We start from the raw sequence: 25,044 nt of genomic DNA, 5'->3' as shown, positions 1-25,044 counted from the left end.
CCGCCGCCGCCCGCTCGCCCACGCACCCGCCTAGTAGCGTCCGCGCGGTGACCGCCCGCCTCGTGATCGCCGGAACCAGCTCGGGTGCGGGCAAGACGACCGTCGCCAGCGGGCTGATGGCCGCATTCGCCGCGACCGGGCTGACCGTCCAGGGAGCCAAGGTCGGCCCCGACTTCATCGACCCCAGCTACCACGCGCTGGCGACCGGCCGCCCGGCCCGCAATCTCGACGCGTTCCTCTCCGGCCCGGAGCTGGTCGCGCCGCTGCTCGGCCACGCGATCGCCGACGTGGGGGCGTCCACCGGCCTTGCCGGCCTCGCCCCGAACGGCCCGTTCTCCGGCCCCAGCCCGGGCGGGCGCCCGGCCGACCTGGCGATCGTCGAGGGCGTGATGGGGCTCTTCGACGGCGCCTCCGGCCGCGGCGAGCTGGCCTCGACCGCCCACGTCGCCAAGCTCACCCGCAGCCCCGTCGTCCTCGTCGTCGACGCCGCCGCGATGGCCCGCTCGGTCGCCGCGCTGGTGCTCGGCTTCCGCAACTTCGACCTCGCCGTGAACGTCGCCGGGGTGATCCTCAACCGGGTCGGCTCGCCGTTCCACGCCGACCTGCTGCGCGAGGCGCTGGAGCCGATCGGCGTGCCCGTGCTCGGCGCGCTCGTCCGCGACGCCCGGATCGAGACCCCCTCCCGCCACCTCGGGCTGGTCCCCGTCGACGAGCGCGACGCCCGAGCCCGCGAGGCGCTGGCCGTGCTCGCCGAGCGGGTCGCCGAGCAGTGCGACCTCGAGGCCCTGCACGCGCTGGCCCGCAGCGCGCCGCCGCTCGGCGCGACCGCCTGGGATCCGGTCGCCGCGATCGCGGGCGCCGCTGTCCTCCCCGGCGGCGCGGCCTTCGCGGGCACCACCGCTCCGCCGACCGCCGCCCACGCCGGCCCCCCGCCGACCGGAGCCCGCCCCGCCGACGGAGCCCTGCCCCGCGAGCCCGCCGCCACCCGTCGGCTCGCCGCCGTCCCCGACCCGCCGCTGCACGCCGACGGTCGTCGGCCGCTGATCGCCTACGCCGCCGGGGCGGCCTTCAGCTTCCGCTACAGCGAGAACCTCGAGCTGCTGCGGGCCGCCGGCGCCGACCTCATCCCGGTCGACCCGCTCCACGACGCCGCCCTGCCCGCGGGCACCGACGCGCTCTACCTCGGCGGCGGCTTCCCGGAGGAGCACGGCGAGGCGCTGGCCGCCAACCAACCGATGCGAGCCGCGGTCGCCGCCCACGCCGCAGCCGGGCGCGCAGTCGTCGCCGAGTGCGGCGGGCTGCTGTACCTCGGGCGCGAGCTCGACGGCCGCCCGATGTGCGGGGTGCTCGACGGCGTCGGCCAGCTCGGCACGCGGCTGACGCTCGGCTACCGCGAGGCGACCGCCGGGGCCGACTCGCCGCTCTGGCGGGCCGGCGAGGAGGTCCGCGGCCACGAGTTCCACTACTCGACGGCAACTCCCGAGGCCTCCGACCCGGCGGCCTGGACCCTGCGCTCCCGCGGACGCGAACGGGCCGAGGGGATCGCGACCGCGACGGTCCACGCCAGCTACCTCCATACCCACTGGGCGGCGTTCCCGCAGGCGGCGTCGCGGCTGGTGCGGGCGGCGGTCGACCCGGGCTGATCCGCCGTCGACAGCCTCCCGGCCGTCTGCAACGGTGTCGGCATGCCCCGTCCGCCGCTCAGCAAGGACACGCAGCTCTGCATGTCGCTCTCGGGGCGACCGGGGAACTTCGGGACCCGCTTCCACAACGCGCTCTACGAGGCGCTCGAGCTGGACTACGTCTACAAGGCCTTCACGACCCGCGACCTCGAGGCGGCGATCGGCGGGATCCGTGCGCTCGGGATCCGCGGCAGCGCGGTCTCGATGCCGTTCAAGGAGGCCTGCATCGCCTTCGTCGACGAGCTGGCCCCGTCGGCGGCGGCGATCGACTCGGTCAACACGATCGTCAACGACGACGGCCACCTGACCGCCTACAACACCGACTACGTGGCGATCGCCCGGCTGTTGGAGGCGCACGCCGTCGACCCCGGGTCGTCGGTCGTCGTCCGGGGCAGCGGCGGGATGGCCAAGGCGGTCGCCGCCGCCCTCCGCGACGCCGGCTTCGCGGACGGGACGATCGTCGCCCGCAACCCGCAGGCCGGTCCGGCCCTGGCCGCCGCGTGCGGCTACCCCTGGCGCCGGAACCTCGACGACCTCCGCCCGCAGCTGCTGGTCAACGTCACCCCGATCGGGATGGCGGGCGCTCCCGAGGCCGACGAGCTGGCCTTCCCCGCCGCGGCGATCGAGGCCGCCGAGACCGTCTTCGACGTGGTCGCGCAGCCGCCCGAGACGCCGCTGATCCACCACGCCCGCAAGACCGGCCGGGCGGTCATCACCGGGGCCGAGGTGATCGCGCTCCAGGCCGTCGAGCAGTTCGTGCTCTACACCGGGATCCGGCCCAGCGACGAGCAGGTCGCGCGGGCTGCGGCCGTCGCCCGCGAAGCGACCTAGCCGGACGCCGACCGGCGACCCCCGACGGGCGACCGGCAACCGGGCAACCGGGCAACCGGGCAACCGGCGGGAATCGTCCCGGCTAGCGCACCTCGGGCAGCAGCACCGCCGGCCGGTCGAGCGCCGCCCGGGCCGCGTCGAAGTGGCGGTCGAGCAGGACCAGGAAGCCGTCGAGGTCCCGCTCGCGGACGGCGGCCACCAACCGCTCGTGCTCCTCGAGCAGCTGCTGGGCCCGCGAGCCGTGGTGCAGCAGCATCGTCACGGCGATCCGCTGCTGGCGGTCGCGGAGCTGGTCGAAGAACTGCAGCAGGACGTCGTTGCCGGCGGCGGCGACCCAGGCCCGGTGCAGGCGCCGATCGGCGGCGGTGAACGCGACCAGGTCGTCGCGCTCCAGCAGCCGCCGCTGCTCGTCGAGGGTCGCGTCGAGCTCGCCCAGCAGCCGCTCGACCGGGCCCTCGAGGGCCCGCCGCAAGCCGTGGCCCTCGACCAGCATCCGGGCCTCGTAGATGTCACGGACCTCACGCGGGGAGACGGGCACGACCAGCGCCCCGCGCTTCGGATAGAGCGCCAGCAACCCCTCGGACTCGAGCTGGAGGAACGCCTCGCGGACGGGGGTCCGGCTGACCCCGACGGCGTCGGCGACGGCCCCCTCGCTGAGCAGCTCGCCGTCGCGCAGGGTCCCGTCGAGCAGCCGCTGCTTGACGTGCTCGTAGACCTTCCGGGAGGCGGGGACAGGCGGGGTCGACACGCTCCGCATGCTATAGATCCAACATAGATGCAAGCTGTACCTCAGATCGGCGATGGCCGCCCCACGGCCACCGCCGACCCCCACGCGGACGGCCCGGAGGACGCGTCCGCCGGCGGTGCCGCCAGCCCACCCGTCCCGGAGTCGGCCGCCGACGTCCGGCTCCGGCAGCAGCTCGGCCGCGCCTGGTGGATCTGGGCGGTCGCCGCCTCCGCCTACCTGGTCGCCTTCTTCCACCGGATGGCGCTCGGGGTCGCCGGCCTCGACGCCGCCGAGCGGTTCTCGGTCCCGCAGGGCTCGCTGGCGATCTTCACCTCGGTCCAGCTCGTGCTCTACCTGCTGATGCAGGTCCCCGCGGGGCTCGCCGCCGACCGCCTCGGCCCGCGGCGCACGCTCGCGATCGGCCTCGGCCTGATGGCGGCCGGCGAGTTGATCTTCGCCTTCGCCACCAGCATGCCGGCCGGACTCGCCGGTCGCGCCCTGGTCGGGATCGGCGACGCGCTGACCTTCCTGAACGTGCTGCGGCTCGCGCACGCCTGGTTCCCGGGGCGGATGCAGACGCTGCTCGCGGCCCTGACCGGATTCGCCGGCGCGCTCGGCCAGCTGGTCTCGACCGTCCCGCTCGAGGCCGGCCTAACCCAGCTCGGCTGGACGCCGACCTTCCTGCTCGCGAGCGTCGTCACCGCCGCCCTCGTGCTGGTGCCGCTGGCGCTCGTCCGCGACCGCCCGCCGCACGTGCCGGCACCCGCCCGTCACAGCCACGAGCCGATCGCGCGCACGCTCGCCCTGGCCTGGCGCCGGCCCGGGACCCGCCACGGGTTCTTCCTCCACATGGGCGCGCTCGCGCCGTTCACGATCGTCGCCGCGGTCTGGGGCGTGCCGTACATGGTCGACGCCCAGGCGCTCAGCCGCGGCACCGCCGCCAGCTACCTGCTGGCCGCCGTCGTGGCCTTCGCCGTCGCCGGCCCGACGATCGGGCTCGTGGTCGGCAGCGACGTCCGCCGGCAGGCCCGCGCCTCGGTGCTGCTGCCCGGGCTCTCGACGACCGCCTGGGCGGTGCTGCTGCTGTGGCCGGGCGGGACGGTCCCGCGGCTGCTGCTGCTGCTCGGCCTGGTCGCGACCGGGATCGCCGCCGGCGGGTCGATGCTCGCCTTCGAGATCGCCCGCCGCGAGGCCCCGCCGGTGGCGACGGGCAGCGCCGGAGCGCTGGTCAACTGCGGCGGGTTCTCGGCCGCGGTCCTCGGCTCACTGGCGGTCGGCGCCCTGATCGGCCCCGGCGGCGGCAGCCCGACCCACACCCAGCACGCGATGCTGCCGGTGCTGGCGTTCGCCGTGATCGGGCTGGTCGGCAGCGCCTGGCTCAACCGCCGGCCGTTGGCCGACCGCCACGCCTGACGCCCGCCGCGGGCACGAGCGGCGAGCACACGGGACGTCCGGAGCCGACTCCGGGGTCCGCCGCGGGCAGGAACGGCGGGTCCGGAGCGGCGAGTACCGGTCAGTCGACCCGGTCGCCGACGGCGAGCGCGCCGACGCCGACGGCGGCCGGGGCCTCGGCCGGCCGACGGCGCGGCACCAGCACCGCGGCGGTCAGCAGCAGGCCGGCGAGCGCCACGCCCATCACCAGCAGGGTCGCGGGGTGCAGGGCCGCGATCACGCCGGCGGCAGGGTCGGTCGCCCCCTCGGCGCCCTTGGCGCTGACCACCGCGGTCACCAGCGCGAGCACGATCGCCCCGCCGATCTGGAAGCTGGTGTTGACCAGCCCCGAGGCCAGGCCCTGCTCGTCGTCGTCGATCCCGGCCGTGGCCTGGATGTTGAGCGACGGGAAGCAGAGCGCGAACCCGACGCCGAGCAGCAGCATCGTCGGCAGCAGGATCGAGACGTAGCTCGGGTCCTCGCCGGCCCGCAGGAAGAGCGCGTAGGCGCCGGCGAAGCCGAGGAAGCCGACCAGGATCACCCGCGGCGACCCGAAGCGATCGACCAGCGCGCCGGTCCGGGGCGCGCCGAAGGCGACCAGCAGCCCGGCCGGCAGGAAGGCCAGGGCGGTCTGGAGCGGGGACCAGCCGAGCGCGTCCTGCAGGTAGAGGGTGCCGATGAACTGGAAGCCGACGTAGCTGCCGAAGACGGCCATCGCGCCGAGGTTGGCGTGCGCGATGTGACGGGAGCGAAGGATCCCGAGCCGGACCAGCGGGTGCTTCGTCCGGCGCTCGATCGTGATGAACGCCCACATCAGCGCCGCGCTGACGGCGAACGTCGCGAGCGTGAGCGGGTCGGTCCAGCCGCGCATCGGCGCCTCGACGACCGCGTAGACCAGCAGCAGCATCGAGCCGGTCACCGTCGCCGCGCCGGCGAGGTCGTAGTGGCGGTGGCCGTCGGGATCGGGCACGTCGCGGGCGATGAAGCGCGCGGCGAGGATCACGAGCACGATCGCGATCGGGGCCGGCAGCAGGAAGGTGAAGCGCCAGCCGATCTCGGTCAGGAGCCCGCCGAAGACGAGGCCGAGCGAGAAGCCGCTGGCGCCGCAGGCGGCGTAGATCGAGAGCGCCTTGTTGCGCTCGGATCCCTCCTTGAAGCTGGTGGTGATGATCGAGAGCCCGGCCGGGGCGGTGAACGCGGCGCTGACGCCCTTGATGAAGCGGGTGACGATCAGCAGCGTGCCGTCCTCGACGATCGCGCCGAGCACCGAGGCGACGGCGAAGACCGCGAGCGCGATCAGGAAGACCCGGCGGCGCCCGAGCAGGTCGGCGGCGCGGCCGCCGAGCAGCAGCAGGCCGCCGTAGCCGAGCACGTAGCCGCTGACGACCCACTGGAGGGTGCCGGCCGTGAGGCCGAGGTCGGCGCCGATCGACGGCAGCGCGACGCCGACCATCGAGACGTCGAGTCCGTCGAGGAAGAGCGCGCCGCAGAGGACGATCAGGGCGCCCCAGGTGCGGGCATCCCAGTGGATGCCTTCGTCGGAGGGAGAGGAGTTGCGGGCGCCACCGTCAGCGACGGCGGCGCCCGGTGGAGCGGAGTCGGGAAGCGAAGCCATGCGATGGAAGTATATGCAGACGCATTAGCTTGGCGCGAATATAATGTGAACGCATTGACCGCGCCGCTCCTGGTAGAATCGCGGTCGCGATGACAAGCGATCCGACGGTCCAGGCCTGGCGTGTCCTCCTGGCGCAGCACGCGTCGGTCACCTGTGCCCTGGAGCGCGAGCTGCAACAGGGCCACGGCCTCTCCGTCAGCGAGTACGAGGTCCTCGAGCGACTGGCCGAGGCGAGCGAGAAGCAGCGGATCCAGGACCTCGCCGACGCGGTCCACCTCAGCCAGAGCGCGACGACCCGGGTCGTCGGGCGACTCGAAGCCGACGGCCTCGTCACCCGCACGATGTGCACGAACGACCGCCGCGGGGTCTACGCGGTGATCACCGACGCCGGCCGGACCCGCCACGCCGAGGCCTGCCCGACCCAGCGGCGGGTGCTCGACGAGCTGCTCGCCGCCCCCGCGGCCGCTCCCGCCTGACCGACCGGCAGGCCCCGATCGCCGGGTCCGGCCGCGCTCCGGCGACGCTCTGCCACGATGGCGGCATGGCCCTCCGCACCGTCTGCATCTACGCCGGATCGAACCGCGGCAGCGACCCCGCCCACGCGGTCGCGGCCGAGCGCCTCGGGCGGCTGCTGGCCGCCCAGGGGATCGGCATCGTCTACGGCGGCGGCCGGGTCGGCCTGATGGGCGTGATCGCCGACAGCGTGCTCGAGGCCGGTGGCACGGTCGTCGGCGTGATCCCCGAGAGCCTCCACGAACGCGAGATCACCCACACCGGCCTGACCGAGCTGCACGTCGTCGCGTCGATGCACGAGCGCAAGGCGCTGATGGCCGATCGCGCCGACGCCTTCATCGCCCTGCCCGGCGGGCTCGGCACGATCGAGGAGCTGGTCGAGGCCGCCACCTGGACCCAGCTCGGGATCCACCGCAAGCCCGTCGGCCTGCTCGACAGCGGGAGCTTCTGGCGGCCGCTCGAGGTCCTGCTCGACCACGCCGTCGACCAGGGCTTCCTGCGCGCGGAGCACCGCGAGGCGATGATCCGCGTCGAGGACCCGGAGTCGCTGGTCGCCCGGCTCCAGGCGTGGCAGCCGGTCGAGGTCCAGAAGTGGATGGAGCTGGACGAGCGCTGAGGCCCGGCGCCCGCCCCGGCGTCGCCCCTGACCGTCGAGGACGGCGGCCGGGCCCGCACCCACGCGCCGCCGTCCGCCCCGGCCCGTCAGAGTTCGACGGCATGAGCGCTCCCGGCACCCTGATCGGCATCGGCGTCGGCCCCGGCGATCCGGACCACCTGACCCTCAAGGCGCTGAAGGCGCTGGAGCGGGCGGACCGGGTCTTCGTGCCCGTCACCGAGGCGGCGGGCGAGGTCGGGCGGGCCGAGCACGTCGTCGCCCCCCACGTCGATCCGGCGAAGATCGAGCGGCTCGGCTTCTCGATGCGCGACGCCTCGCTCCGCCAGGAGAACTGGGACCGCGCCGGGGCCGCGATCGCCACGATCGTCGCCGACGGCGGGACCGCCGCCTTCTGCACCCTCGGCGACCCGAACGTCTACTCGACGTTCACGTACATGGCCCACACCGTTCGCGCCCTGCACCCGGAGGTGACGATCGAGACCGTCGCCGGGATCACCGCGATGCAGGACCTGGCCGCACGCTCGGGCGTCGTCCTGACCGAGGGCAACGAGACCCTGACCCTGATGCCGCTGACCGCCGGCGAGGACGCCCTGCGGGCGGCGCTCCGGGGCGCCGACACGGTCGTCGCGTACAAGGGCGGCCGGAGGATGCCGCGGGTCCGCGAGATCCTGGCCGAGGAAGGCCGGATCGACGAGGCGATCTACGGCGAGCACCTCGGGGTCGACGGGGAGACCGTCGCCGCGGCGGGCACCGATGCCGAGCGCCAGGGGCCCTACCTCTCGACGGTGATCGTCCCGCCGCGCCGGACCGCGACCCGCGGCGACCGCCTGCGGGACGAGACCGGCCGCGCGATCTGACCCCGGGACCGGGCGCGCCACCCGGGCCGTGCCGAGCGGCCCGGGTGGCGCCCCGACCGCGCGATCGCCTAGCGCCCGACGTTCAGCGTCCGGTGGGCCGAGACCGACTTGAAGCCGCTCGCGGTCACGCTCGCCGTCGCCTTGACCTTGCCGCGCTTGCCGGTGCGGCCGATCCGCACCGTGAACCGCTTCGCCACCGTGTTCTTGAGGCTCGAGACCGACCAGCAGAGCCGGCCCTTGGCCAGCGACCCACGGCCACGCTTGGTGACCTTGAAGCCGGCCGGGATCCGCACGCAGGCCCGCAGCTTGGTCGCCCGCGCGACGTTGGTGTTGCGGACGCTCAGCCGGAAGCCGACGCTGCCCCCGACGCGAGCCCGGCTCGGGCTCGTCCGGAGCTTGGCCGAGAGCCCCTTCTTGGCCGCCACTCGCACCTTCGGGGCCGCGACCACCGCCGGGGTCGCGATCGTCCAGGCGGTCCGGCCGATCCCGCCCGCGTTCGCCGCCACCCCACGGCAGCTGACCGTGCGCCCGACGTCGGCGGCGGTCAGCCGGTAGGTCGCCGACGAACCGCTCTGGAGCCCGGTGCCGGCCCGCGTGTCGGCGAAGGTGTAGCCCAAGCTCGGGCCGTTGGTCCAGGTGCCCGCCTTGCAGGTCAGGGTGTCCCCCGTCTGGATCGGCGTGCGCGGCGCCGACAGCAGCACGTCCTGGCCCCCGCGCGGCGCCCGCGGGGGCGCATCGTTGCCGTGGATGAAGTCGAGGATCTCCGGCGCGGAGACGTTGGTGAAGTTGTCGAGCTGCCCCGCACCGCAGCGGGCACCGTTGGAGACGATCCCGACCAGCGCCGCCGGAGCGCCGCTCACGACCGGCCCGCCGCTGTCGCCCTGGCAGGAGGACCCGGCGCCGTTGGCGACCAGCCAGAGCGCGTTGACCGGCCCGGCCGCGTTCGGATCCGACGTGTCCAGCAGCGTCTGGTCGACGCGGTAGAGGTTGCTGTTGGACGACGAGGCACCGTCGGCCTGGAGCCCGAAGCCGCTGACCGCGATCCCGGTGCCCTCGAGCGGGCCGGTGCCCGCGGCCGGCAGGGCGATCGGCTGGACGTTGCCGTTGAAGGCCAGCGGCGCGCTGAGGGTCAGGACCGCCGCGTCGTCGGCGAACTGGGTCAGCGAGCCGACCCCGCCCGCGGGCGAGACGTAGTACGGGTGACGGCGGATCTGGCTGACCTGCCGGACCTGCGGCGTGTCCCCCGCCTCCGGGTTCCCGCGCGAGTTCGAGCGGCCGGCGGCGACGGTGAACGCGCTCGCCGCGAACGGGCTGTTGGTGCGGCTGTCGAAGGTGCAGTGCGCGGCCGTCACGATCCGGGTCGCGTCGATGATCGAGCCCCCGCACTCGAAGTAGCCGTTGCCGGGGTTGTTGTCGGGGTCGATCTGCAGGTACACCTGCCACGGGACGGTCGCGATCTGGACCTCCTGGCCGCCGACGATCCGCGGCTTCGCCTGCCGGTCGGGCTTCGCCGGGGCCGCGCGGAAGACGACGCCGGGTCCGCCGGAGGGCACCGCCGCACCGGCCGCGGCAGGCGCGGCCGAGACCGCGAGTGCCGTCAGCAGCGCCAGCGGGAGCGAGTGCCGGGAGAGCGAGTGGGGGAGCACGCGAAGCACGCTCGCGACCCTACCGCTTGCCCGGCGTCCGCTCGCCATCACCCCCGAGGGCCAGCGCCCAACGCCTCCAGCGCACGATGCCGCATACTGGCTGACTAGCCAGTCACCACGAGAGGGAAGCATGGGCGTACTGAAGACGAGGTTCACCGAGACGTTCGGGATCGAGCACCCGATCGTGCAGGGCGGCATGCAGTGGGTCGGCCGCGCGGAGCTGGTCGCCGCGGTCGCCAACGCCGGCGCGCTCGGCTGCCTGACGGCGCTGACCCAGCCGACGCCGGAGGACCTGTCCAAGGAGATCGCCCGCACCCGCGAGCTGACCGACAAGCCGTTCGCGGTCAACCTCACGATCCTGCCCGCGATCACCCCGCCCCCGTACGCCGAGTACCGCCAGGCGATCATCGAGTCGGGCGTCAAGATCGTCGAGACCGCCGGCTCCAACCCCAAGGAGCACCTGGCCGACTTCCAGCCCCACGGGATCAAGGTGATCCACAAGGCGACCTCCGTCCGTCACGCCCTGAAGGCCGAGGCGCTCGGCGTCGACGCGGTCTCCGTCGACGGCTTCGAGTGCGCCGGGCATCCCGGCGAGGACGACGTCCCCAACCTCGTGCTGCTGCCCGCCGCCGCCGACAAGCTGACGATCCCGATGATCGCCTCCGGCGGGATCGGCGACGCCCGCGGTCTCGTGGCCGCCCTCGCCCTGGGGGCCGACGCGGTCAACATGGGCTCGCGGTTCCTCTGCACCGTCGAGTCGCCGATCCACCAGAACGTCAAGGACCAGATCGTCGCCAACAGCGAGCTCGACACCGAGCTGATGTTCCGCCCGCTGCGCAACACCGCCCGCGTGGCCAGCAACGCCGTCTCGCGCGAGGTCGTCGAGATCCTGAACGCCGGCGGCCAGTTCCCCGACGTCCAGGCGCTGGTCGCCGGGGCCCGTGGGCGCGAGGTCTACGAGCAGGGCGACCCCGAGCGCGGGGTCTGGTCGGTCGGCCTCGTCCAGGGCCTGATCCGCGACGTCCCGACCGTCGAGGAGCTGGTCCACCGGATGGTCGCCGAGGCCGACGAGCTGATCCGCGGCCGCTTGGCCGGGCTGCTCACCGCGGGCGCGCCGGCCTGACCGCGGCCGGCCCCGCCGCGGCCGCGGCCGTCCGCGCTCCCCGACCGGAGCGCGGCGCCGCGGGGCCGGACCACGGCCGTCCGCGATTGCCCCGAGTCCGGCCCTGCCCCGCGCCCGGGCGTCATCATGTCCCGCACGTGACCGCGCCCCGCAACGCCATCCACGTCGTCGGCCTCGCCGGGGACCGCCCAGCGACCGCCGACGGGCTCGCCGCGCTCGACGCCGCGACGCTCGTCGCCGCCGGGATCACGACCCTGGCCGCGCTCCGCGAGCAGCTCGAGGCCCGCGAGGCCCCGCCCGAGACGATCGCGCTGACCGCCCCGCTGGGCCCGGTCCTCGACCGGATCGCCGAGCACGACGGGCCGGTCGTGGTGCTCGCCTCCGGCGACCCCGGCTGGTTCGGGATCGTCCGCACGCTCGGCGAGCGGGTCGCCAGCGAGCGGCTGGTGGTCCACCCCGCTCCGTCGTCGGTCTCGCGCGCGTGGGCGAGCGTCGGCCTGCCGTGGGACGACGCCCGGGTCGTCTCCGCCCACTCGCGGGGCCCCGAGGGCGTCGCCGCCGTGCTCGCCGCGCTGCTCGCCGGGCCGAAGGTCGCGGTCCTGACCGCGCCCGACTGCGACCCCGCCTTCCTCGCCTGCGCCTACCTGCGGATTCCGGGTGCCCCCGCGCGCACGTTCGCCGTCGCCGAGCGGCTCGGCTCTCCGGCCGAGCGGATCACGGTCGGCGCCCCGGACCTGATCGCCGCCGGCAGCTTCGCCGACCCCAACGTGCTGCTGGCCTGGCCGCCCGATCGCCCGATCGCCGCGCGCCGGACGGCGCTCCAACCCGCGCGCGGGGCGCTCGCCTGGGGCCTCCCCGAAGCGGCCTTCGCCCACCGCGACGGGATGATCACCAAGCGCGAGGTCCGCGCCGCCGCGCTCGCCCAGCTCGGCCCGGGACCGGGCGACCTGGTCTGGGACGTCGGCTGCGGCAGCGGCTCGGTGGCGGTCGAGTGCGCCCGCCTCGGCGCGGGCGTGATCGCGCTCGACCACGAGCCGTCCGCGGTCGAGCTGGCCCGCCGCAACGCCGCCACCCACGGGGTCGAGCTGGCCGCCTTCGTCGGCGCCGCTCCCGACGCGCTGGCCGCGCTGCCCGACCCCGACGTGGCGTTCGTCGGCGGCGGTGGCGGTGACCTCGACGCGATCGTCGCGCTCGCGGCCGGTCGGGTCCGGCGGGCGGTCGTCGTGACCCTCGCCACGCTCGAGCGGATCGGCCCGGTCCTCGCGACGTTGGCCGCCGCCGGGCTCGAGACCGAGGCGACGCTCGTCCACTGCTCGCGGATCGTCCCGCTCGCCGACGCCCACCGGCTCCAGCCGGTCAACCCCGTGGCGGTCCTCTGCGGGCGTCGATCGGGTAGCTGATCAGGGCCGCCGCGGCCATGAAGAAGTCGGCGGCGCGCACCGTCACCTGCGCGGGCGTGATCGCCGTGCGCGCGTCGGCCCACGCCATCAACGCCTCCGAGAGGCCGCCGGCCAGCATCAGCACGAGCAGCTCGACCGCCTCGGGATCCGGCGGATGCTCGCCGTAGACCTCGCGCCCGAGCGTGGCGAGCAGCACCGCCAGCCCGCGCAGGTGCTCGTGCCGTCGGTCCTTCAGGACGGTGCTGGAGAGGGTCTCCCGGCAGACGATCCGCAGCCGCCGGGGATCGTCGACCAGGTACCGGACGAGACCGCCGATCGCCGCCTCGGCCCGGGCCCGCGGCGCCTCGCCACCGACCGCAAGCGCCGCCACGATCGCCTCGCGCCCGCCCGCCGCGAGCCGATCGAAGACCGCCTCCGCCAGCGCGTCGCGGTCCGCGAAGCTCTCGTAGAAGTAGCGCTCGGTCAGGCCGGCCTCACGGCAGACCGCCGTCATCGTGGTCGCCGCCCAGCCCGCCGTCCCGAGCAGCTCGAGGCCCGCGTCCAGCAGCTGCACGCGGCGCGCGGCCTGGCGTTGCTCGGCGCTGAGGCCACCGTAGTAGCGGCGCATGGTGCGGGGCATCGCCCCGATCCTGCCCGCCGGCCCCCGCCGACGCTCACGATTCGGCGATCCTGAAAGCGACTCCCGGGCCGCGCTCGCCGCGCTCAGATCAGCGGCTCGTGGGCCCGCTGCGCACGGTAGTGGTCGAGGTGCGCGGTGTCGTTGAAGCTGCGCAGCCGCAGGCGGCCGTCGTTGAAGACGATCAGCCGGTTGACCGAGGTGTTGTCGGCGCCGAGGAAGGCGAACGGCTCGCTGGACGTCGCCTGGTGGCAGAGCTCGGCGATCACGCCGCCGTGGACGACCGCGACCGCGGTGCCCGGGCCGACCATCGAGACCACGTGGTCGAAGCCGCGGCGGACGCGCTGGCCGAACGCCTCGTTGCTCTCCGCCCCGGGGATGATGTCCCAGCGCTGCTCGAGGAACGAACGCACGATCAGCGGGTCGCGCTGGGCGATCCGGGCCCGGTACTCGCCGGCCTCCCAGTCGCCGAGGTGGACCTCGCGCAGGTCGGGGACGACCGTCGGCTCGAGGCCGGTCAGCTCGGCCAGCGGCGCCGCCGTCTGGTGCGTCCGCTGGAGCGAGGTGACGAAGATCGCCTTGAGCGGCTCGTCGGCCAGCCGCTCGCCGACGAACCGCGCCTGGGTGTGGCCTTCGGGCGCGAGCGGCGGATCGCCGTGGCCCTCGGCGTTGAGCGCGAACGGCTCGCCCTCGATCGCCGCGGCCGACGATCCGTGCCGCACGAGCACGATCTCGGTGGCGTCCGGGGGCAGCTCGAACAGGCGCTGGGGGTGGCCGGCGGGCCGGGGCTGCTGGGCGTCGCTGGAGCTCACGCCGAGAGGTTCGCAGACCCGGCGGACCGGCGACCCGTCACGATAGGCCGGTGAGCGACCGCCACAGCCACCCCGGGAACGGCGCCCCCGACGGCACCGTGCCGGCCGGGATCCCGCTGACGGTCGGCGTCGGCGCGAGCCGCGGCTGCCCACCCGCCGAGCTGCTCGCGCTGGTCGACGCCAGCCTCGCCGAGACCGGACACGGACGAGCGCAGGTACGGACGGTCGTCTCGGCCGAGATCAAGGCCGACGAGCCCGCCGTGCTCGAGCTGGCCGCCCGCCTCGGCGTTCCCGTGCGGTTCCTGCCCGGCGAGGCGCTGGCCGCGGTCACGGTCCCCACCCCGTCCGCGGTCGTGGCCGCCGCCGTCGGCACGCCGTCGGTCGCCGAGGCCTCGGCCCTGATCGTGGCCGGCGACGGTGACGCCCGCTGCGGGCGACTGCTGCTCACCAAGCGCCGCAGCGCCCACGCGACCTGCGCGATCGCCGCTCCGGCCGCCGACGCCGAGGACCCCGACGGCCGGCCCGCCGCCCGCCGGATCGTGACCGCGACCGACGACTGCCGCGGCTGCGGCGGCTGCATCGGCACCTGCCCCGAGCACGCGCTCGTCCCCGTCGGCGCTCGCCGCGGCGACGGCTCGTTCGCGGTCACCGGCGGGATCCCGCTGCTGACGCTGGCCGACCGCTGCACCGGTTGCGGCGAGTGCCTCGAGATCTGCCCCGTCGACGCCTTCATCGAGGTCAGCCTGCCGTGACCCTCCCGCCGAAGAACCCTGCCCCGCTGCCAGGCTCGCCCGAGCGCGCGGCCAGCGGCCGTCCGCGCCGCACGCCGCACCCGATCGAGCTCGAGAGCTACCGGATCCTCCGCTCCCGGATCGACACCTCGGGGCTGCCGCCGCTCTCGCGCGCGGTCACCGAGCGCACGGTCCACTCGGTCGCCGACGTCAGCTTCGCCGAGACCCTGGTGCTCGACGAGGACGCGCTGCGGGCCGGACGCGACGCACTGCTCGCCGGGGCCCCGCTGATCGTCGACACGCGGATGGCCGCGGCCGGGCTGACCGCGCGCGAGACGATCGTGCCGCTGGCCGACCCGCGCGCGGCGGAGGTCGCCCGCGCGACCGGCAGCACCCGTTCGGCCGCCGCCTTCGGGCTCGCCGCCGCCGACCACCCCGACGGCGCGGTCTGGGCGATCGGCAACGCCCCGACCGCGCTGTTCGCGCTGCTGGCCGAGATCGAGGCCGGTCGCGTCCGCCCCGCGCTGGTGATCGGGCTGCCGGTGGGCTTCGTCGGCGCCGCCGACAGCAAGGCCGCGCTCGCCGCCAGCGGGGTAGCGTGCCTGACCAACCGCGGCGAGCGTGGCGGCACCCCGGTGACCGTCGCCGCGATCCACGCCCTGCTCTTCCACTCCGCCGAGGAACCGTCCCGCCCATGAGCTCTCCCCGCTTGGTCCTCGTCCTCGGGGGCACCCGCTCGGGCAAGAGCGAGCTGGCCGAACGGCTGGCCGCCGAGCCGGGGCGTCCCGTCCACTACCTGGCGACCGCGCCCTCCGGCCCCGACGGCGACGCCGCCCGGATCGTCGCCCACCAACAGCGCCGCCCCGCCAGCTGGGAGACGCTCGAGCTGGCTGGCGACCACGATCCGGCCGCCAGCGTGCGCGGCGCGGGCGACGCGACGGTCCTGCTCGACGGCCTCGGCGCCTGGCTCGCCGGCCTGCTGCACGCCGCCCAGCTGCTCGACGACGACGGCGAGCAGCCCGATCCGGCCGACGCGATCGACGGGGCCGCCGCGCTGGCGAGCGCCCAGCACGCCGTCGCCGCGCTGGCCGAGGCCGCGACCGGCCGCGACGGCCTGACCGTCGTCGTCGGCGAGGAGGCCGGGATGGCCCCGGTCGCCGGCGACCGCGGGACCCGCCGCTGGGTCGACCTGATCGGCACCGCCCACCAGGCGCTGGCCGCCCGCGCCGATCGGGTCCTGCTCGTCGTCGCCGGCCGCGCGATCGAGCTGCCCCGCGACCTCGACGCCGTCGCCGCGATGCCGTCGGCTGGATCGACCGCGACCGCCGCGACGGCCGTAACGTCCTCCGCACCGGAGAGGATGACCGGCGAGCCCGTGGCCGCCGACGATCCGATCCCCGAGAGCGCCACCACGGACGCCGTCGCGACCGCGGACGAGCCGCGCCCCGGGCCGGCTGCGGACGCGCCGATCCCGGCGCCGCGCCCGCACGGCGACCGGATGATCCCGGCCGGCACGATCGACTTCGCCGTCAACGTGGTCCAGGGCGAGCCGCCCGGCTGGGCCCGGAACGCGCTCCAGCTCGGCCTCGATGCTGCCGGCCGCTACCCCGACGACCGCCCCGCGGCCGCCGCGCTGGCGGCCCGCCACGGCCGCCCGGTCGGCGGCGTGCTGCCGCTCGGCGGTGCCGTCGAGGGGTTCTGGCGGCTCGCGCTCGCGGTCCGCCCGCGCCGGGCCGCCGTGCTCGTCCCCGGCTTCAGCGAGGCCGAGGCCGCGCTGCAGGCGGTCGGGGCGGAGATCGTCCGTGTCCCGCGCGAGGCGAAGGCCGACTGGGTCCTCGATCCGACCGCGGTCCCCGAGGAGTGCGACTTCGTCGCGATCGGCCGGCCTGACAACCCGACCGGGGTGCTCGACCCGCGCGAGGCGATCCTGCGGTTGCGGCGTCCCGGCCGGACGCTGCTCGTCGACGAGGCGTTCGCCGACTTCGTGCCCGACGAGGCCGATGCGCTCGCCGACCTCCACGAGGGCGACGAGGGTCCCGGCGAGCTGGTCGTGCTCCGCAGCCTGACCAAGTCGTTGTCGGTGCCCGGCCTCCGCTGCGGGTACCTGCTCGGCGATCCGGCGCTGGTCGCGCGGGTCCGCGATGCCGGTCCGCCGTGGAGCTGCCCGAGCCCGTCGCTGGAGCTGCTGCGCGCCTACGCCGAGCGGCCCGACGCCTGCGCCCGGATCGCCGCCCGGACCGCCGCCCACCGCGACGACCTCGTGGCCCGGCTCCGCCAGCTGGCCGGCGTCCAGGTCTGGGACGGGGCGGCGAACTTCGTGCTGGTGCGGGTGCCCGACGGCGTCGACGCCGTCGGCGGGCTGCACCGTCAGGGGCTCGCCGTCCGGCCGTGCGCGAGCTTCCCGCCGCTCGACGAGCGCTACGTGCGGATCGCCGTCCGGACGCCGGCGCTCCACGCCCGGTTGGCGACGTCGCTGGCCGCGGTGATCAGCAGCGCCGAGCGCGACGGCTGAGCCGGAACGGGCGACCGCCGGGTCGGCCGTCCGTCCCTGACGAGGGTCGCAACGGCGCGATCGCCGTCGGCTCCGCCACTGCACGGCTGCTTGCAACGACCAGGAACCGTGTTCCGCCGGCCACAACCGGGGTATCACTGAACGACCGTACGCCCGGTCGCCTTGAACCCCCCGGAGGAGTCCCGTGAGCACCATCGAAGAACAAGAGCCAGTCGAGGTCCCGATCGCCAAGCGTGCATTGGCCGAGCTGGTCGGGACGTTCATCCTGGTCTTCCTCGGTTGCGGCGCCGCGGTAGCGCTTGCCCCAGGCGTCGCGAACCCAGCCGGCGTGGTCGGCACGGCGCTCGCGTTCGGCCTCGGCATCGCCGGTGCGATCTACGCCACCGGCCACATCAGCGGCGGCCACCTCAACCCGGCCGTCAGCGTCGCCCTGACCGTGATCGGCCGCTTCCGCGCTGCCGATCTGCCCGCCTACATCGTCGCCCAGCTGGTCGGCGCGACGCTCGCCGCGCTGGCCCTCAAGGGCGTCTGGACGAGCGCCGAGACGCTCGGCAACAACAGCGTCTCGCCCGGGTTCTCCGACGGCTCGGCGCTGTTGCTGGAAGCGATCCTGACGGCGGTCTTCCTGTTCGTGATCGTCGCCGTGGCCACCGACCGCCGGGTGACCCCCGGGTTCGCCGCGCTGGCGATCGGCTTCAGCCTCGCCGCGATCCACCTCGTCGCGATCCGCGTCACGGGCACGTCGGTCAACCCGGCCCGGACGTTCGGCCCCGACCTCGTCACCGGCGAGTGGAGCGGCTTCTGGATCTTCGTCGTCGGCCCGATCGTCGGTGGCCCGGTCGGCGCGCTGATCTACAACCTGGTCCGCCCCGACCGCGACTAGGAGCTCGTCGCCGGCCCGCGTGCACGGGCCGGTCCCCCGGACGCGTCCCCTTCGAAGGGGACGCGTCCGACGCCGAGGGCGTCGCCTGCACTACCGTGACCGGATTCGTGTGCCGGCCGGCACACGCGATCGCGGTCCGCGGCGATGCCCTCCTCCTTCGATCTCCAGTCCCACTCGACCGCCAGCGACGGAGCCCTCGAGCCCGCCGCGGTCGTCGAGGCCGCCCACGCGGCCGGGATCCGGCTGCTCGCGCTCTCCGACCACGACTCGGTCAGCGGCGTGCCCGAGGCCCTCGAGGCCGCCGCCGCACTGCCGGACCTGACGCTGGTCCCGGCGCTCGAGGTCTCGGCGCTCGACGAGCGCAGCGAGGACCTCCACGTCTGCGGCTACCTCGTCGACCACACGTCGTCCGAGCTGGCGACCGCGCTCGCCGACTGGCGGGCGGACCGGGTCGCGCGGGCGTCGGCGATGGTCGACGCGATGCGCGACTGCGGCTGGGCGATCGACGTCGCCGCGCTGAAGGCCCTGAAGGCGGCGGATCGCTCGATCGGCCGTCCGCACCTCGCCGCGGCCGCCTTCGAGCACCCCGACAACGCCGCCCGGATCGCGGCCGAGGGACTGCGTACGCCGACCGACGTGCTGGTCGCGTACCTCACCCCGGGCGCCCCGGCCTTCGTGCTGCGGACGACGCCGACGATCGGGGAGGCGATCGACGCGATCCACCGCGCCGGCGGCCTGGCGATCTGGGCCCACCCGTTCTGGGACGTCGAGCAGCCGGAGCACGTCGTCGCGATGATCGACCGCTTCCGGGGGCTCGGGCTCGACGGCGTCGAGGCCTACTACGCCACCTTCGACGAGGCCCAGACGCGGCTGCTCCACGAGACCGCCGTCTCGCGCGGGCTCCTGACCACCGGCTCGGCCGACTTCCACGGTCCCGAGCATCCGGTCTTCTCGCGGTTCGGCGCGTTCAGCACCTACGGGCTCGAGCCGCGGCTCGGCCCGATCGCCGACCTGCTCGGCTAGCGCCCGCGACGAGCGGCCCCGCTCGGGTGCCGACGACGGGCGCGGGTGAGGAGTGTCCGCAGATCCTTCGTCGCGTGACGGCCCGGTGACGCCGTACCCGGCCCGCCGAGTAGCCTTGCCCGCCAATGGACCTCTTCCAGGCGATCGTCCTCGGCCTCGTTCAGGGCCTCACCGAGTTCCTGCCGATCTCCTCCTCGGGCCACCTCCGGATCGTTCCGGCGATGGCCGGCTGGGAGGATCCGGGCTCCGCCTTCACCGCGGTGATCCAGATCGGCACGATGCTGGCGGTGCTGCTCTACTTCCGGCGCGACCTCTGGTCGATCGTGGCCGGCTGGTTCGCCGGCCTGCGGGACGACACCCTCCGCAAGACCCTCGAGTACCGGATGGGCTGGTACATCCTCCTCGGCACGATCCCGATCGGGATCTTCGGCCTGGTCTTCAAGGACCAGATCGAGAACGAGGCCCGCAACCTGTACCTGATCGGCTCGACGCTGATCGTTCTCGGGATCCTGCTGCTGGTCGCCGACCGCTTCGGCCGCCACGACCGTGAGGTCGAGGACCTCACGATCCGCGACGGCCTCCTGATCGGCCTCGCCCAGGCGCTGGCCCTGGTCCCGGGCGTCAGCCGCTCCGGCGCGACGATGACCGCCGGGATGATGCTCGGCTTCGACCGTGCCGCCGCCGCCCGCTACTCGTTCCTGCTGTCGGTGCCGGCGGTCGTGCTCTCGGGGCTCTTCGAGCTGCGCAAGATCGGCGACGGCGGACTGCCGCTCGGTCCGACGGTCGTGGCCACGATCGTGGCCTTCGTCTCCGGCTACGCCTCGATCGCCTGGATGCTCAAGTGGCTGACCAGCCACACCGTCGCGGTCTTCACCGGCTACCGCGTGATCCTCGGGATCGGCGTCCTGGTCCTGGCCGGGGCCGGCGCGATCAGCTAGACGGGTGATTCCGCGAATTCGTGGATGTGGGGTGCGTTCGGGGCGGTGTCCTGGCGTCGCGCGGTGCCGAGAGCCAGGCTGGGAAGCCTGACCGAGGTGCCGGGTGGCGTCAGGTGCCGTCCCGGACGCGCACCACGCCGCGAGGTCGTGGACTCCATCATCTAGACGGGTGATTCCACGGATTCGTGGAATCGATCATCCGGGCCTCGCTCGCAGGTCGCGTCCCGCCGCCGCCAACGGGACGAGCAGGCGGCGGGAGCGACAGGCGACGGACGGGACGAACCACACCAGAGCCGCCGGAACCAGCCCTCTACGTCCCGGGCGAATGCGGAGAAGCGCGGCGCTCTGTCGTCCCCAGTCTACGGACCGGATTCGGGGTGTTCCGGACTATTTCACCCCGAATCTGCGGGAACTTCCTCCCCCGACCCGGCTCCGGCTCAGGCTCAGGTGCGACCGTCGGCGAGCACCGTCACGCTCAGCCGCCGGCGCTCCAGCAGCGCCACCCACGAGCTGCGGACGCGGTCCAGCTGGATCCCGGAGAGGTCCATCAGCCGTCCCATCCCGGCGGCCGGATCGCCGTCGGCCGAGAGCCGCCAGGCGGACCACTGACGCAGGAAGTGGCGCACGCGGTCGTCGCCCGGCGCCGGCGGCCGGAGCACCGTGACCCGCAGCGTCTTGCGCGTCGGCCGTTCGCAGACCACGGCCCCGATCCGCTCCAGATCGGCCAGCAGCGCCGCCACCGTCGCCCGGTGGTCGCCGTCGGCGGCGAGCCCGAGGTGCGGCGCCAACTCGGCCGCGAGGGTCGCGACCGAGCTGTCGAACGGCGCCGCGTCCTCTCCGGCGTGCCCGAGCAGCACCAGCCAGAGGCCCGAGGCCCGGGTCGCCCGGCGGACCGCGTTCGCGCCGACGCCCCACCCGAGCAGCAGGGCGCCGAGCTCGTAGGCCGTCAACGGGAGTCCCGCCGCGCCGTCGGACTGCCGGACGCCGTAGGCGCTGACCCACCCGCGGACCGCGTGCAGCTCGTCGGCGAGCGCATTGACGGCTCGATCGAGCGGCGGCAGCGAGGTCGGCCCGACGTCGAACAGCCCGTCGTCGCCCGGGTCGCCCGGTTGGTCGTGGATCCGGGCCCGCAGCCGGCCGAAGCGCGCCAGCTCGCGGAAGCGGGCGGCCAGGATCCCACCCCGCTCGACCTGCCAGGCCATCCGGGTCAGGTGACGGTCGATCGCGCTCCGGGTGTGGTCCTGGGCGACCCGATCCATGTGGTCGCGGGCCCACAGCAGCTCGGCCGGGGTCGGCGACGACGGCCGCACGAGCACCAGCTGCGAGGTGCTCCGCTCGATCAGCCCCGTGGCCTCCAACTGCGCCATCGCGATCGCGTAGTCGGCGAAGCCGTGCTCCTGCTCGAGCGCGGCGTGCTCCCGCCGGACCTCGGGCAGGGCGAGCGGCAGACGCGCGTGGTAGCCGCCGGTCCGTGCCGCGAGCAGATGGAAGAGGGCCGCGACGCTCGTGGTGACGTCGGGCCCGCCGGCTTCGGGTCCGAGCAGCGCGACGACGTCGACGACCGAGACCAGCAGCGGCCAGTCGCTCCTCGCTGATCGAACGATCGGGCCAGCGGTCGCGTCCGCCGGAATCGGGACGTACTCGACCTCGTCGAGCGCCAGAGCGCCTCGCCAGCTCCAGGTTTCGCGCCAGATTCGCCTCATCGTGTGTCACCCCGAGGCACAGGCCGAACGGGTTGTGGACAGCCTACGCGCCCCGACCGTCGGATCCGCGCGGCGCCAGGCCGGGACAGCTGCCTCCGGCACGACCGCCGGCCGTCCTACCCGGCAGCGGCCCCGCCGCGCCGCCCGAGCTGCGTCGAGCCGGTCCCGCCCACCAGGCGCGCTACCGGCGCGACCCGAGCGCCGCGTCCAGGCGCACGCTCAGCGCGTCGAGCTGGAGATCCTCGCTGGCGTTGACCCGCAGGCTCCGGCGGGTCTCGTCGACGAGGTCGACGCAGCGCAGGACCCGGTGCGGATCGCTGACGACCGCCGCGTCGGCCTGCAGGACCTCGAGCCGATCGGCGTGGTGCACGTGGGCGCTGGCGCCGATCTTGACCGTCGCCACGTCGCGGAACCAGAGCCCGCAGATCCGCAGCGCCTGGTCGAGTGCCGCCGTCCGCTCGCGGCGGACGGCGCGCTTGGCGTCGTCCTTCGCGTCGCGCTCGATCCGCTTGCGCTCGCGGTCGGGCAGCCGCTCGGCGGTCGCCGCCGCTGCCTCCTCGACCGCCGTCCCCGCCAGCTTGCCGCGGGCGGCCGCCGCCTCCGACATCGTCTTCCACGGCGGCATCCCGGCCGCGCCGTGGAGCGCGTGACGGGCGACCGCCTCGGCCGCGGCCCGCAGATGGGTCCCGTCCTGCCCGGCCAACGTCCCCGCCAGGCGGGCGTCGCCGAGGCCGAGCCGAGCGCAGGCGAGCGCCGTCGTCTGATCGACCCCGTGCTCGGCGACCAGCCGTGCGACGAGCTCCGCCTCCGGCAGGGCGTCGAAGCGGACCGACTGGCAGCGGGAGCGGATCGTCGTCAGCAGCTCGCCGGGCCGATCCGACAGCAGGATCAGGCAGACGTAGTCGGGCGGCTCCTCCAGCGTCTTCAGCAGCCGGTTGGCCGCCTGGTCGTTCATCGTGTGCGCCTGCTCGAGCACGAAGATCCGTCGGCGGGCCTCGAACGGGCGCCGGGAGACCGCTTCGACGACCGCCTCCTTGACGTCGTTGACGCGCATCTCGCCGGCACCGGTCGGCCGGACCCAGGTCAGGTCGGGGTGCGAGTTGCGGGCGACCCGGGTCGCGACGTCGACCGGATCGGCCGGCTGGCCGGGATCCCGCTCGCTGAGCAGCGCGACGGCCAGCGCCCGCGCGACCGTCCGCTTGCCGGAGCCGGGCGGGCCCTGGAAGAGGTAGGCGTGCGAGGGGTTGCCGGCTCCGCCCGCCTCGGCGGGCAGGGCACCAGCGAGCACCGCCCGCGCGTGCGGCTGGTGCTCGGTGCCGGGAAGGACGTTCACCCGGCCGATGGTAGAGATCCCCCGGTGCCGCAGGGATCGCCGCCGGCCCACCGCAGCCGGGCGAGCGCCGATCGCCGGCGGCACCCCGCGACGGGGGCCGCGGCTCGTCCGGCACCGGGATCGCGCGGTCCGCCGCGGTCCGCGGCTGCGGTTGCAAGTACCGTCTCTCGCGATGCAGGCCGGCGCGGGACGACTGATCACGATCGAGGGCCTCGACGGCTCCGGCAAGACCACCCTCGCGGCCGGGCTCGAGGACGCGCTGGCAACACGCGGCCTGCCCGTCGTGCGGCTACGCGAGCCGGGGGGCGTCGCCCTCAGCGAGCGGATCCGGGCGCTGGTCGCCGATCCCGCGCTCGAGGTCGACCCGCGGGCCGAGGCGCTGCTGTTCGCCGCTGCCCGCGCCCAGCTCTGCGCCGAGCGGTTGGTCCCGTTGCTGGCCGACGGCCACTGGGTGCTGCTCGACCGCTTCGTCGACAGCTCGCTGGCCTACCAGGGCGGCGGACGCCAGCTGGGGATCGAGGCGGTCGCGCAGATCAACGAGCTGGCCACCGCAGACTGCCGCCCCGACCGGACGCTGCTGCTGCGGCTCGACCGCGCGACCGGCCGCGAACGGCTGGCGACCCGCGGTGAGGAGCAGGACCGGCTGGAGCGCGAGCAGGACCCGTTCTTCGCCCGGGTCGAGGCCGCCTACGATGCCCTGGCGACCGCCGAGCCGGCGCGGTTCCGGGTCCTCGACGCCGCGGCGCCCCCGGCCGCGGTCCTCGACGCCGCGCTGGAGGCGCTCGGCGATCTGCTGCCTCGAGGGTGATCGACCCCCGATCGCGCCGGTTCCGGCCTAGAATCGCGCTCGTGCCGGGAGCGCCGCCACCGTGAACGACGGACCCCCGTCCCCCGGCGGCGCGCATCCGACCGATGACGCCGGCTCCGACCCGGTGGCCGAGGTCGCACGGCTGCGGGCCGCGGTCGCACGACTGGAGTCCCGGCTCGAACGGGCCACCGCCGAACGTCAGGCGCTCGCGCGCGAGCTGGCCGAGGCCCAGACGCAGGCCGAGCAGACGCTGGCCCGGCTGGCCAGCGCCCACGCCCGTGAGCTGGAGCGCCGTGACGCGCAGCACGACGCCCGTCTGGCCCAGGTGGCCGAGGCGCAGCGGGAGGCGCTCGACGCCGCGCGGTCCGGCCCCTCCGCCCCGCCCCACCCACGGCAGGGCGATCCTCCGGGCTGACCATCGGCCGGTCGACCGACGCAGCATCGTCGCGGTACCGCGCAGCCGACCGGAGCGACCCTGCCCACCGCCACCGCCGGTCTCCGGCACCCGCGAGGCCAACGGCGGCCGGCGTGTGCCGCAGGATCCGCCGCTACCATCGCGGAGTGATGACCGCTCAGGCCCGTCCCGGAGGTGCAGCGCCCGTCCGTTCGGCGCGCCGGCTGCTGGTGACGACCCTTGCCCTGCTCCCGCTGCTCGCGCTTCCCGCGACCGGAGCGAGCGCGGCGCCCGCGAGCACGACCACGCCGCCCCCCGCTGCGGCGGCCGACCCCGCGGCGGCCGCCAAGGCCGCGCAGAAGGCCGCCGCCGAGCAGGCGGCCGCGGCGGCCGGGACGACCACGACCACCCCGGACCCCGCGGCCGGCGCGGCCGGCGCGACGCCACCGGCGGGCGCGGCAACCGCCCCGGGGACGCCGACGACCCCCGGCGCCGTGACCACCCCGCCCGCGGGCGCCGCCCAGACGCCCGACCCGGCCGCGGGGGCGCAGCCCGCCCCCGCGCAGCCGAGCGCGATCCCGGCCGCGACGCCGGCCAAGACCGAGAGCACCCGCGACCGTTGGCTGTGGGCCGCGATCGCGGGCGGGATCGTGCTGGCCGCCCTGCTCGGATGGGCCATGGTGGCCGCGACGGGCCGGATCCGCTGGCTCGCGCCGGTCGGCCACGCGATGGGCGAGGCGGGCTGGCGGATCAGCGCCCGCTGGGCCGAGTTCAGCGACTGGATGCGGTTCGGCAGCGGGCGCTGACGCCCCGCTCGCAACCGCCCGACCAGATCCCGTCGGGGCCGCTA

General features: G+C 75.3%; 24 protein-coding genes. 17 read left to right on the top strand and 7 right to left on the bottom strand.

The window, feature by feature from the left end:
- The first annotated feature begins 47 nt into the window (after positions 1-47).
- Complete coding sequence (locus ACVUH9_RS15110; RefSeq protein WP_475758316.1) at positions 48-1,643, top strand: cobyrinate a,c-diamide synthase; 1,596 nt, start codon at positions 48-50, stop codon at positions 1,641-1,643.
- 42 nt (positions 1,644-1,685) lie between these two features.
- Positions 1,686-2,513, top strand: coding sequence for a shikimate 5-dehydrogenase (locus ACVUH9_RS15105; RefSeq protein ID WP_475758314.1), 828 nt, complete (start codon positions 1,686-1,688; stop codon positions 2,511-2,513).
- An 82-nt stretch (positions 2,514-2,595) separates the two neighbouring features.
- Here ACVUH9_RS15105 and ACVUH9_RS15100 read toward each other — a convergent pair whose 3' ends face one another.
- Entirely contained in the window at positions 2,596-3,270 is a 675-nt protein-coding gene (locus ACVUH9_RS15100; protein WP_475758312.1) for a GntR family transcriptional regulator, read from the bottom strand.
- 18 nt (positions 3,271-3,288) lie between these two features.
- On the opposite strand from ACVUH9_RS15100, the gene ACVUH9_RS15095 reads away from it, so the two are divergent.
- A complete protein-coding gene (locus ACVUH9_RS15095; protein WP_475758310.1) occupies positions 3,289-4,653 on the top strand; it encodes an MFS transporter in 1,365 nt (454 codons plus the stop codon).
- Positions 4,654-4,753: 100 nt separating this feature from the next.
- On the opposite strand, the gene ACVUH9_RS15090 is transcribed toward ACVUH9_RS15095, so the two are convergent.
- The gene (locus tag ACVUH9_RS15090) at positions 4,754-6,286 is read right to left on the bottom strand and encodes an MFS transporter (protein WP_475758308.1); all 1,533 of its coding nucleotides are present in this window, start codon (positions 6,284-6,286) and stop codon (positions 4,754-4,756) included.
- A gap of 89 nt (positions 6,287-6,375) precedes the next feature.
- Between ACVUH9_RS15090 and ACVUH9_RS15085 the strand changes: the two genes are divergently transcribed.
- The 3 genes from ACVUH9_RS15085 to cobI all read left to right on the top strand — a co-directional run bounded on the left by ACVUH9_RS15085 (position 6,376) and on the right by cobI (position 8,272).
- Entirely contained in the window at positions 6,376-6,762 is a 387-nt protein-coding gene (locus ACVUH9_RS15085) for a MarR family winged helix-turn-helix transcriptional regulator (protein WP_475758306.1), read from the top strand.
- A 65-nt stretch (positions 6,763-6,827) separates the two neighbouring features.
- Positions 6,828-7,415, top strand: coding sequence for an LOG family protein (locus tag ACVUH9_RS15080; protein WP_475758304.1), 588 nt, complete (start codon positions 6,828-6,830; stop codon positions 7,413-7,415).
- A gap of 101 nt (positions 7,416-7,516) precedes the next feature.
- The gene (gene cobI, locus ACVUH9_RS15075; protein WP_475758302.1) at positions 7,517-8,272 is read left to right on the top strand and encodes a precorrin-2 C(20)-methyltransferase; all 756 of its coding nucleotides are present in this window, start codon (positions 7,517-7,519) and stop codon (positions 8,270-8,272) included.
- 68 nt (positions 8,273-8,340) lie between these two features.
- Here the strand turns inward: cobI and ACVUH9_RS15070 are convergent, their stop codons facing one another.
- Positions 8,341-9,927: a S1 family serine peptidase gene (locus ACVUH9_RS15070; protein ID WP_475758300.1), complete on the bottom strand. Its 1,587-nt coding sequence runs from the start codon at positions 9,925-9,927 to the stop codon at positions 8,341-8,343.
- A gap of 121 nt (positions 9,928-10,048) precedes the next feature.
- Here ACVUH9_RS15070 and ACVUH9_RS15065 point away from each other — a divergent pair, with 121 nt between their 5' ends.
- Together ACVUH9_RS15065 and cbiE are read left to right on the top strand one after the other, a co-directional pair.
- Entirely contained in the window at positions 10,049-11,041 is a 993-nt protein-coding gene (locus ACVUH9_RS15065; protein WP_475758298.1) for an NAD(P)H-dependent flavin oxidoreductase, read from the top strand.
- Positions 11,042-11,178: 137 nt separating this feature from the next.
- A complete protein-coding gene (gene cbiE / locus ACVUH9_RS15060) occupies positions 11,179-12,441 on the top strand; it encodes a precorrin-6y C5,15-methyltransferase (decarboxylating) subunit CbiE (RefSeq protein WP_475758296.1) in 1,263 nt (420 codons plus the stop codon).
- Here cbiE and ACVUH9_RS15055 read toward each other — a convergent pair.
- The gene (locus ACVUH9_RS15055; RefSeq protein WP_475758294.1) at positions 12,398-13,060 is read right to left on the bottom strand and encodes a TetR/AcrR family transcriptional regulator; all 663 of its coding nucleotides are present in this window, start codon (positions 13,058-13,060) and stop codon (positions 12,398-12,400) included. The two genes, cbiE and ACVUH9_RS15055, sit on opposite strands and share 44 nt — an antisense overlap.
- Before the next feature lie 83 nt (positions 13,061-13,143).
- Positions 13,144-13,869: a histidine phosphatase family protein gene (locus ACVUH9_RS15050; protein ID WP_475758292.1), complete on the bottom strand. Its 726-nt coding sequence runs from the start codon at positions 13,867-13,869 to the stop codon at positions 13,144-13,146.
- Between the two features lie 50 nt (positions 13,870-13,919).
- Between ACVUH9_RS15050 and ACVUH9_RS15045 the strand changes: the two genes are divergently transcribed.
- The 6 genes from ACVUH9_RS15045 to ACVUH9_RS15020 all read left to right on the top strand — a co-directional run bounded on the left by ACVUH9_RS15045 (position 13,920) and on the right by ACVUH9_RS15020 (position 19,956).
- Positions 13,920-14,621: a DUF362 domain-containing protein gene (locus ACVUH9_RS15045; protein ID WP_475758290.1), complete on the top strand. Its 702-nt coding sequence runs from the start codon at positions 13,920-13,922 to the stop codon at positions 14,619-14,621.
- 26 nt (positions 14,622-14,647) lie between these two features.
- A complete protein-coding gene (locus ACVUH9_RS15040) occupies positions 14,648-15,298 on the top strand; it encodes a precorrin-8X methylmutase (RefSeq protein WP_475758424.1) in 651 nt (216 codons plus the stop codon).
- Complete coding sequence (locus tag ACVUH9_RS15035; protein ID WP_475758288.1) at positions 15,295-17,112, top strand: bifunctional adenosylcobinamide kinase/adenosylcobinamide-phosphate guanylyltransferase; 1,818 nt, start codon at positions 15,295-15,297, stop codon at positions 17,110-17,112. Before ACVUH9_RS15040 ends, ACVUH9_RS15035 begins: the two co-directional genes overlap by 4 nt.
- A gap of 184 nt (positions 17,113-17,296) precedes the next feature.
- Entirely contained in the window at positions 17,297-17,995 is a 699-nt protein-coding gene (locus ACVUH9_RS15030) for an MIP/aquaporin family protein (RefSeq protein WP_475758286.1), read from the top strand.
- 144 nt (positions 17,996-18,139) lie between these two features.
- Entirely contained in the window at positions 18,140-19,018 is an 879-nt protein-coding gene (locus tag ACVUH9_RS15025; RefSeq protein ID WP_475758284.1) for a PHP domain-containing protein, read from the top strand.
- A gap of 125 nt (positions 19,019-19,143) precedes the next feature.
- Complete coding sequence (locus ACVUH9_RS15020; RefSeq protein WP_475758282.1) at positions 19,144-19,956, top strand: undecaprenyl-diphosphate phosphatase; 813 nt, start codon at positions 19,144-19,146, stop codon at positions 19,954-19,956.
- Between the two features lie 443 nt (positions 19,957-20,399).
- Here the strand turns inward: ACVUH9_RS15020 and ACVUH9_RS15015 are convergent, their stop codons facing one another.
- Together ACVUH9_RS15015 and ACVUH9_RS15010 are read right to left on the bottom strand one after the other, a co-directional pair.
- On the bottom strand, positions 20,400-21,659 hold the full coding sequence (locus ACVUH9_RS15015) for a hypothetical protein (protein WP_475758280.1): 1,260 nt from the start codon (positions 21,657-21,659) through the stop codon (positions 20,400-20,402).
- Positions 21,660-21,840: 181 nt separating this feature from the next.
- Positions 21,841-22,992, bottom strand: a complete 1,152-nt coding sequence (locus ACVUH9_RS15010; protein WP_475758278.1) for a DNA polymerase III subunit — start codon at positions 22,990-22,992, stop codon at positions 21,841-21,843.
- Positions 22,993-23,164: 172 nt separating this feature from the next.
- Here ACVUH9_RS15010 and tmk point away from each other — a divergent pair, with 172 nt between their 5' ends.
- The 3 genes from tmk to ACVUH9_RS14995 all read left to right on the top strand — a co-directional run bounded on the left by tmk (position 23,165) and on the right by ACVUH9_RS14995 (position 25,000).
- Entirely contained in the window at positions 23,165-23,800 is a 636-nt protein-coding gene (tmk, locus tag ACVUH9_RS15005) for a dTMP kinase (RefSeq protein WP_475758276.1), read from the top strand.
- Positions 23,801-23,861: 61 nt separating this feature from the next.
- Complete coding sequence (locus tag ACVUH9_RS15000) at positions 23,862-24,215, top strand: hypothetical protein (RefSeq protein WP_475758274.1); 354 nt, start codon at positions 23,862-23,864, stop codon at positions 24,213-24,215.
- Positions 24,216-24,364: 149 nt separating this feature from the next.
- Entirely contained in the window at positions 24,365-25,000 is a 636-nt protein-coding gene (locus ACVUH9_RS14995) for a hypothetical protein (protein WP_475758272.1), read from the top strand.
- The last annotated feature ends 44 nt before the right edge of the window (positions 25,001-25,044 follow it).

Source organism: Patulibacter ginsengiterrae (assembly GCF_056269115.1).
The sequence above is the reverse complement of the archived record's forward strand: the minus strand, read 5'-3'. Positions and strand labels throughout refer to the sequence as shown.

Excerpts from the sequence above, each read along its gene's own strand:
- ACVUH9_RS15105 (WP_475758314.1), top strand. The coding sequence starts at position 1,686 with ATGCCCCGTCCGCCGCTCAGCAAGGACACGCAGCTCTGCATGTCGCTC.
- ACVUH9_RS15100 (WP_475758312.1), bottom strand. The coding sequence starts at position 3,270 with ATGCGGAGCGTGTCGACCCCGCCTGTCCCCGCCTCCCGGAAGGTCTAC.
- ACVUH9_RS15095 (WP_475758310.1), top strand. The coding sequence starts at position 3,289 with ATGCAAGCTGTACCTCAGATCGGCGATGGCCGCCCCACGGCCACCGCC.
- ACVUH9_RS15090 (WP_475758308.1), bottom strand. The coding sequence starts at position 6,286 with ATGGCTTCGCTTCCCGACTCCGCTCCACCGGGCGCCGCCGTCGCTGAC.
- ACVUH9_RS15085 (WP_475758306.1), top strand. The coding sequence starts at position 6,376 with ATGACAAGCGATCCGACGGTCCAGGCCTGGCGTGTCCTCCTGGCGCAG.
- ACVUH9_RS15080 (WP_475758304.1), top strand. The coding sequence starts at position 6,828 with ATGGCCCTCCGCACCGTCTGCATCTACGCCGGATCGAACCGCGGCAGC.
- cobI (WP_475758302.1), top strand. The coding sequence starts at position 7,517 with ATGAGCGCTCCCGGCACCCTGATCGGCATCGGCGTCGGCCCCGGCGAT.
- ACVUH9_RS15065 (WP_475758298.1), top strand. The coding sequence starts at position 10,049 with ATGGGCGTACTGAAGACGAGGTTCACCGAGACGTTCGGGATCGAGCAC.
- ACVUH9_RS15055 (WP_475758294.1), bottom strand. The coding sequence starts at position 13,060 with ATGCCCCGCACCATGCGCCGCTACTACGGTGGCCTCAGCGCCGAGCAA.
- ACVUH9_RS15035 (WP_475758288.1), top strand. The coding sequence starts at position 15,295 with ATGAGCTCTCCCCGCTTGGTCCTCGTCCTCGGGGGCACCCGCTCGGGC.
- ACVUH9_RS15025 (WP_475758284.1), top strand. The coding sequence starts at position 18,140 with ATGCCCTCCTCCTTCGATCTCCAGTCCCACTCGACCGCCAGCGACGGA.
- ACVUH9_RS15020 (WP_475758282.1), top strand. The coding sequence starts at position 19,144 with ATGGACCTCTTCCAGGCGATCGTCCTCGGCCTCGTTCAGGGCCTCACC.
- ACVUH9_RS15015 (WP_475758280.1), bottom strand. The coding sequence starts at position 21,659 with ATGAGGCGAATCTGGCGCGAAACCTGGAGCTGGCGAGGCGCTCTGGCG.
- tmk (WP_475758276.1), top strand. The coding sequence starts at position 23,165 with ATGCAGGCCGGCGCGGGACGACTGATCACGATCGAGGGCCTCGACGGC.
- ACVUH9_RS14995 (WP_475758272.1), top strand. The coding sequence starts at position 24,365 with ATGACCGCTCAGGCCCGTCCCGGAGGTGCAGCGCCCGTCCGTTCGGCG.